Source organism: Campylobacter sp. FU_520 (assembly GCF_025772385.1).
GTDB lineage: Bacteria > Campylobacterota > Campylobacteria > Campylobacterales > Campylobacteraceae > Campylobacter_D > Campylobacter_D lari_C.
Window position 1 is genome coordinate 63,599 of the sequence record NZ_JAKMRZ010000011.1, and the last position, 6,828, is coordinate 70,426.

Annotated in this window: 7 protein-coding genes; 4 read left to right on the plus strand and 3 right to left on the minus strand. The window is 27.6% G+C overall.

Annotation, left to right across the window (positions count from 1 at the left end; all coding sequences use genetic code 11):
- Positions 1-19 precede the first annotated feature (19 nt).
- Complete coding sequence (locus L8W55_RS05575) at positions 20-799, minus strand: 3'-5' exonuclease (protein WP_263677735.1); 780 nt, start codon at positions 797-799, stop codon at positions 20-22.
- A 66-nt stretch (positions 800-865) separates the two neighbouring features.
- Between L8W55_RS05575 and waaC the strand changes: the two genes are divergently transcribed.
- From waaC to L8W55_RS05595, 4 genes are read left to right on the plus strand one after another with little or no spacing between them, the layout of a single operon-like run.
- Entirely contained in the window at positions 866-1,885 is a 1,020-nt protein-coding gene (gene waaC / locus L8W55_RS05580; protein WP_263677736.1) for a lipopolysaccharide heptosyltransferase I, read from the plus strand.
- On the plus strand, positions 1,882-2,754 hold the full coding sequence (locus L8W55_RS05585; RefSeq protein ID WP_263677737.1) for a lipid A biosynthesis lauroyl acyltransferase: 873 nt from the start codon (positions 1,882-1,884) through the stop codon (positions 2,752-2,754). Before waaC ends, L8W55_RS05585 begins: the two co-directional genes overlap by 4 nt.
- A gap of 8 nt (positions 2,755-2,762) precedes the next feature.
- Positions 2,763-4,310 carry a glycosyltransferase family 2 protein gene (locus tag L8W55_RS05590; RefSeq protein WP_263677738.1) on the plus strand — a complete coding sequence of 516 codons (1,548 nt, stop codon included), beginning with the start codon at positions 2,763-2,765 and terminating at the stop codon, positions 4,308-4,310.
- Complete coding sequence (locus L8W55_RS05595; RefSeq protein ID WP_263677739.1) at positions 4,307-5,362, plus strand: glycosyltransferase family 4 protein; 1,056 nt, start codon at positions 4,307-4,309, stop codon at positions 5,360-5,362. The genes L8W55_RS05590 and L8W55_RS05595 overlap by 4 nt, the downstream gene beginning before the upstream one ends.
- Here the strand turns inward: L8W55_RS05595 and L8W55_RS05600 are convergent.
- Positions 5,351-6,556, minus strand: coding sequence for a glycosyltransferase family 8 protein (locus L8W55_RS05600; protein ID WP_263677740.1), 1,206 nt, complete (start codon positions 6,554-6,556; stop codon positions 5,351-5,353). The genes L8W55_RS05595 and L8W55_RS05600 overlap by 12 nt on opposite strands.
- On the minus strand, positions 6,537-6,828 hold a 292-nt coding region (locus tag L8W55_RS05605), incomplete at its 5' end, for a hypothetical protein (RefSeq protein WP_263677741.1). The genes L8W55_RS05605 and L8W55_RS05600, both read right to left, overlap by 20 nt.

Sequence of the window (6,828 nt, forward strand, 5' to 3'; positions counted from 1 at the left end):
TATACTTTTCTTAATTAATTTAAAACTTGCTCTTTTCTTTTTCTATGGCTTCTAAAAATGGCTTTTGATAGCTTTTATCACTATGTTTTTGCAAAAGCTCTTCTTTGAAATTTTCTAAAATATTAAGATAATCTTCTTGGGTTAAATTAGCTTTGATGAGTTCGTATTTTAAAAATAACATATAGGTGTTTAGTACATCACTCTCGCAATACTCGTGAATTTTTTCTAATTTGTTTTGATAAAAAAGTTCTAATACTTCATTTCCATGTACATCATACTTTCCAGGAAGTCCTGCCATAGCACAAAGTGTGTCAAGTCTTAAGCCTTTTTGGCCAAAACTTCCTAAAGATTCTAATAAATCACAATGTTTATTTTCTACAAATTTACTTTTATAATTATTCCATTTATCGCTTGCGTCTAAATAAGCACTTGCGTTGATATTGTATTTTAATGCTCTTATAACAAGCAAAGGCATGTCATAGCTTTTGCCATTGAAACTTACAAGGCGGGGTTGGTGTTTATCTATGAAGTTAAAAAACTCTTCTAGCATTTGCTTTTCGTTTGCACCTTTGATTTTATTGACTTTGATGAAATTTCCAAATTTATCTGCAATTACCGCACAAATGCTTACAACTTTATGAAAAGGCAGGGGTAAAAATTCACTTCCGCTTTCTTCTTTTTGTCTTTCTAAAGCTTGCTTGCTAATGCTTAAATCATCGCCATTAAAATCATAAAGATGTTTTATCAATTCTACATCAGGAATGCTCTCACAATCAAAAACACAAATATATTCTTGCATGATAAACCTTTTTTTAAAAAAATCTTTGTTAAAATCATAACAGAAAATTTAAAAATAAAGTAGCATATGAAAATAGGTTTGGTTAAGTTATCCGCACTTGGAGATATCATCCATGCGGTGATTGTTTTGCAATTTATTAAAAAGCACTATCCTAAGGCGAGTATTGATTGGTTTGTAGATGCAAGATTTGCAGGATTATTGCAAGATCATCCAATGATTAATGAAGTGTATGCCCTGCCTTTAAAAGATAGAAAATTCAAAGAAGTTTTTGCTATGCTTTTTGAAGCAAGACAAAATAAATATGATGTTGTGATTGACTTGCAAGGTTTGATTAAATCTGCTTTAGTAAGTAAATTTTTATGTGCTAATACTTTTGGTTTTGATCAAGAAAGTATCAAAGAGAGCTTTGCGAGTAATTTTTATACACATAAATTTGCGTGTAATTATGAAGAAAATATTATCGTGCGTAATCTTTCTTTGGTAGCTTATGTGCTAAATGAGCATTTTGATCATAGTGACATAGAGTTAAAACAAAGTTGTTTTAGCGTAGATGATGAGTTAAAAGAAAGCTTAGAACAAAGGCTTTCTTTAAGTGAAAGTGCGCCAAATATACTCATACATGTAGGCTCATCTATGCCTAATAAAATTTACCCAAAAGAGCGTTTGATACTACTTTGTAGAATGCTTTTAGAGTATTTTACTAGTGCAAAAATCATGCTTGGTTGGGGTAATGTTAATGAGTTTAATTTTGCTAAAGATATAGTTTTAAATTTAAAACATTTGAAAGTAGAACTTGCACCAAAATTAAGCTTAAGTGAGCTTTGTGCTTTAACTAAAGCAAGCGATCTAATTATCGGAAATGATAGTGGGCCTACTCATTTAGCCTTTGCATTAAACAAGCCTTCTATAACGATTTTTGGTGCTACTCCTAGTCAAAGAAATGCTTATGAAACAAATATCAATAAAACAATCAATGCAGGTAAAAAAATACTGCATTCAAAGCATATAGATAAGAGTGATTTTTGCATACAAAATATCGATGAAAAAGATATTTTTAAACTTGCTTGTGAGCTTTTAGAAAAATGATAAATTATGTATATCTAAGCCTTTTTTATATGCTAAAAGTTCTTGTGAAGATTTTACCTTCAAAGCTTTTAAACTCTTTTGCAAATTTGGTTGCTTTGATCACTTATAGGCTTAATCACAAACACCGCAAAATCATTGATACAAACTTAAGAATTTGCTTTCCTGAAAAAGATCAAAAATGGCGTGATGAAACTAGCCTTAATATCTATAAAAATTTTGCTAAATTTGGGATTGATTTTATTAAAAATCAAAATGCAAGCAAAGAAGAAATCATCAATAAAATTTGCTTTGATGATGAGGAGCAAATTTTAAACATAATGCAAAGTAAAAGACCCTTGATCGTAACTACGGCTCATTATGGTAATTGGGAGCTTTTGGCTTTATCTTTTGGGGCTAAATTTCAAGGAATTTCCATAGTTGGAAGAGCACTTGATAGCGTGATAATGGATAAAATTTTAAGTAAAAATCGCACGCAATTTAACATAGAACTTATAGAAAAAAAAGGCGGGCTTAGAAAAATGCTAAAAGCCTTAAAAGAAGGTAGATCACTTGGAATTTTAACCGATCAAGATGCAGTGGATAGTGAAAGTGTAAAAATACAATATTTTAACCAAGAAGTAAATTTCATAGCAGGTGCGAGTGTACTTGCTAAAAAAACAAATGCTATGATTTTACCTTGTTTTGTGTATCAAAAAGATGAGAAATTTTTTGTAAAAACTTTTAAGGCTTTAGACGCAGGTAAGGCAAGCGTAGAAGAGCTTACTAAGTATCAAGCAAAGTGTTGTGAAGAGATGATTAAATTTAAACCTGATGAGTATTTTTTCTTTCATAAGAGATTTAAAAGATACAATCATGAGTTGTATTTGTAGGATTTAAAATGGATTTAAAGCAAATTAGTGTGATAATGATTGTTAAAAATGCTCAAAAAACTTTAAAAGCTTGTTTGGAGTCTTTGCAAGAATTTGGTGAGATCGTTTTAATAGAAAATGATAGCAATGATGATACTTTGAAAATCGCTTATGAGTTTAGTAAAAGTTATAAAAATATCAAGATTTATCAACATAAATTTATAGGTTTTGGACCTTTGAAAAATTTAGCCATAAGTTATGCTAGTAATGATTGGATTTTTAATATTGACGCAGATGAGCTTGCTAGGAAAGAATTTTTACAAGAGCTAAGGAAAATCGAGCCTAATAAAGAAGATATCATAGCCTTACCAAGAGAAAATTTATACAATGGAGAGTGGATTAAAGCTTGTGGGTGGTGGCCTGATCATGTAATGCGAGTGTTTAATAAAACCCATACTAGTTTTAATGAAAATTTGGTGCATGAGAGTTTGATTTTACATGAAGATAGTAAAAAGATTAAGTTGCAAAATGGTTTGAGGCATTTTGCATTTGATGATATCGATGGTTTGTTAGATAAGCTTCAAAAATACTCCAAACTTTGGGCTTTGCAAAATTTACATAAAGAAAGTAGTGTTTGCAAGGCATTGCTAAGAGGAATTTGGACTTTTTTTAGAAATTATATTTTAAAAAAGGGAATTTTTTATGGCTATAAAGGCTTTATCATAAGTACTTGCAATGGCCTTGGAGCTTTTTTTAAATATATGAAATTGTATGAACTTAAAAAGCAAAAGCCAAAAACTTGTGCTTTAATCATCACAACCTATAATCAAAAAGAAAGACTTGCTTTAGTGCTTGATAGTGTTAAAAACTTAGAGCCTTTACCAGATGAGGTTTTAATAGCTGATGATGGAAGCAGGGAAGATACAGCTAAGCTTATACAAGCTTATCAAAAAGATTTTCCATGTAAGTTAGAGCATATTTGGCAAGAAGATGAGGGATTTAGACTAAGTGAGATTAGAAATAAAGCTATTAAAACTTCTAAAAGCGAATATATAATCGTTATAGATGGAGATATGATTTTAGAGAAAAACTTCATTAATGATCATTTGAAATTTGCGCAAAGAAAAGTGTTTTTGCAAGGCTCTAGGGTGATTTTAAATGAAAATGAAAGTAAAGAACTTTTAAGCAAAAATGATTTTAGTTTGGCATTTGATAAAAAAGGTTTTAAAAATCAAAGAAATATTTTTTTAGCTAAATGTGTATATAAATTTTCAAGACTAACTAAGAAAATTTTTAAAAAATCACAACTCATTAAAGGCATAAGAGGTTGTAATATGAGCTTTTATAAAAGTGATTTTGAAGCCATTGAAGGTTTTAATGAAAAATTTATAGGCTGGGGCAGGGAGGATAGTGAGTTTGTAGCTAGATTTTTATTTAATGAGGGAGTGTTTAAAAGGCTTAAATTTAATGCCTTAGCTTATCATATCTACCATGAAGAAAATAGCAAAAATATGCTTGAAATCAATCATCAAATTTATCTTGAAACTATAAAAAATAAAAAAGTGATTTGGAAATGAAAATTTTATTACTTATTGGGGATATTACTATAGGGGGTGGTGCTGAAAGGGTTGTCGTAAATTTAGCAAATGCACTTTTTGAGCTTGGATATGATGTAAAAATTTTTAGTTTTTACAAACAAGGAGTTGATGTAGCTTATGAATTAAATGACAATATTAAAATAGATTACTTGCATAGCAAATCAAGAGCTGATGTAAAAAAAGAAAGATTATTTTATAAGTTATATTACAAGCATTATGAGTGTTTTTTGTTAAAACAAAGATATAAAGATATTGATGTGATGATTTTTAATAATTGTCCTCATTTTCCTTTCTTTAAAAATAAAAATACAAAATATATTAATTTTATTCATAATCATTTTAAAAAATATCGATTTAAAAATAATTATTTTGATACTTTATTGGTATTATCAGCCAAACAAATTGATCAGTGGAGAAAATATCATAAGAATGTTTGGGTTATACCAAATTTTTTACCTTGTTTATCCGATATAAATTCTATTTTAACTCAAAAAAATATTTTAAGTATAGGCCGTATGACAGCAAATGATGAAAAAGGTTTTTTAAGGCTTATTGAAATTTGGAAGCTTGTACAAAAAAATGTAAAATACAAAGAATGGGCTTTAACTATAGTTGGAGAAGGTGAGTTTAAAAATACTATAGAAAATAAAATAAAAGAAAATAATTTAGAAAATTCAATTATCTTAAAACCTTTTACTAAAGACATAGAAAAAGAATATTTAAATGCTAGTATTTATGTTATGACAAGCAAATGGGAAGGATTTCCTATGGTTTTAGTTGAAGCTAGTTCTTATAAAATTCCTTTAATTTCTTTTGATATTAACACAGGTCCTAGTGATATTATAGAAAGTGGTAAAAATGGATATTTAATCGAGGATGGTGATTTGCAAGAATTTGCAAATAAGCTTTGTTTGCTTATGGATGATGAAAATTTAAGAAAACAAATGGGACAAAGAGCAAAAGAAAATATTTTTCATAATTTCTCTAAAGAAAAAGTTATACAAAAATGGCAAGAGTTATTAAACTCTTGATTTGTTTGTGTATTTTTTAAAATTTTTGACCATTTTGATAGCTTTTAAAAAAACACTGAAGGTGTTTTTTTGATTTTTTCTTGCATATAAAATACTTTCTCCAAGCATACAACAAAGTCCAAAAATATCATCATTAATCTTTTGTGGTTCTTTTAAAAAATACTCATCTTTTTTAGTATTATGAATTAAAGATGATATTTTTGCAAAATTAAAACTTTTTATAGCTTTTAAAAGCTCAAATCCCAAAGCACTATAAAGCAAATGATCTTTAATGTTTGCTTTTTGTTCGAGCAATTCTTCATTAAAAATAGGTGTTTTTTCTGCTATTTGCCACCAATAATCATTTATATTTTTACCTTGCAAATCTGTGTATGATTTTAAAAATTTCCAAGGTTTTTCTCCATAATGTAAAATTTTAGGTGTTTTTGCACTTTTGGTAAATTCATCTCTTGTGTAATTAAGTCTATTTGCTTGCTCATCTTTACATATAGCATAAAAAAGAGTAATAATATTGAAATTATACGAAAAATCAAGCTTTAGTTGATATTGTGGTTTTATGGTGGCGTTAAGTAAATCTTGATCTGCGGCTTTTATGTAGTAGCATTTACTAGCTAAATCCTCGCATTTTTGTTCTATATTGTGTTTTTTCCACTCTTTTAGATTGATAAGTAAAAAACCTGAATTAAAATAATTTTCATCAAAATACAAAGCGTGTTTTTGATTATTTTCTTTAAATTTTATTTTTACACGTTTGGAGCCAGGATCGCCTACAACACCAGCTATTTTTCCTTCTAAGTTAATGGTAAAAATTTCTCTTATATCACACAAACATAGCATATCAGAATCTAAATATAAACAAGTGTTTATCTTGTTATCTAATATAGAATTTAATTTTAATCTATAATAAGGAAGTTTTGAGCTATGAGCAGCTCCGCTGATAGGATAATGTTTAAAATCATCATCATCTTGAATGTGAATTTGTATTTTGCATGGGAAAGTTAAATTAAGCTCTTGTTCTAATTTCTGAAGTTTATTTTTAGTATGATTGCTAATAGAATTACTTAAAATATGAAAATAATATATTTTATTTTCTTGATAAAATTTATTTTTATCTGTATTTTTAACAATACTTGTAATCAAAACAGCTGTATATTTGATATAGTTTTCATCTGCACTAAAAACAATGTGATACATTTGCTTCCTTTAGGATATTTTTAGCATTTTTTATTTGGATATTTTTTTTAATTTTTATTTTTTTTCTTTGTGTTTTAAGGAAAATTTTCTCGAAAAAATTTTTATTTGTGTATTTATATGTTAAATCTATTTTGTGGATACTTAAATTATATATAGCTATTTTTAATGCGATTTTAAATTCTTTTTTTGAACTTCTTAATAATATTTTTAATTGAGATATTATAAAGGTTAAATCTTTAATAAAGTTCAAAATTTTATTTTTATGTGTATTT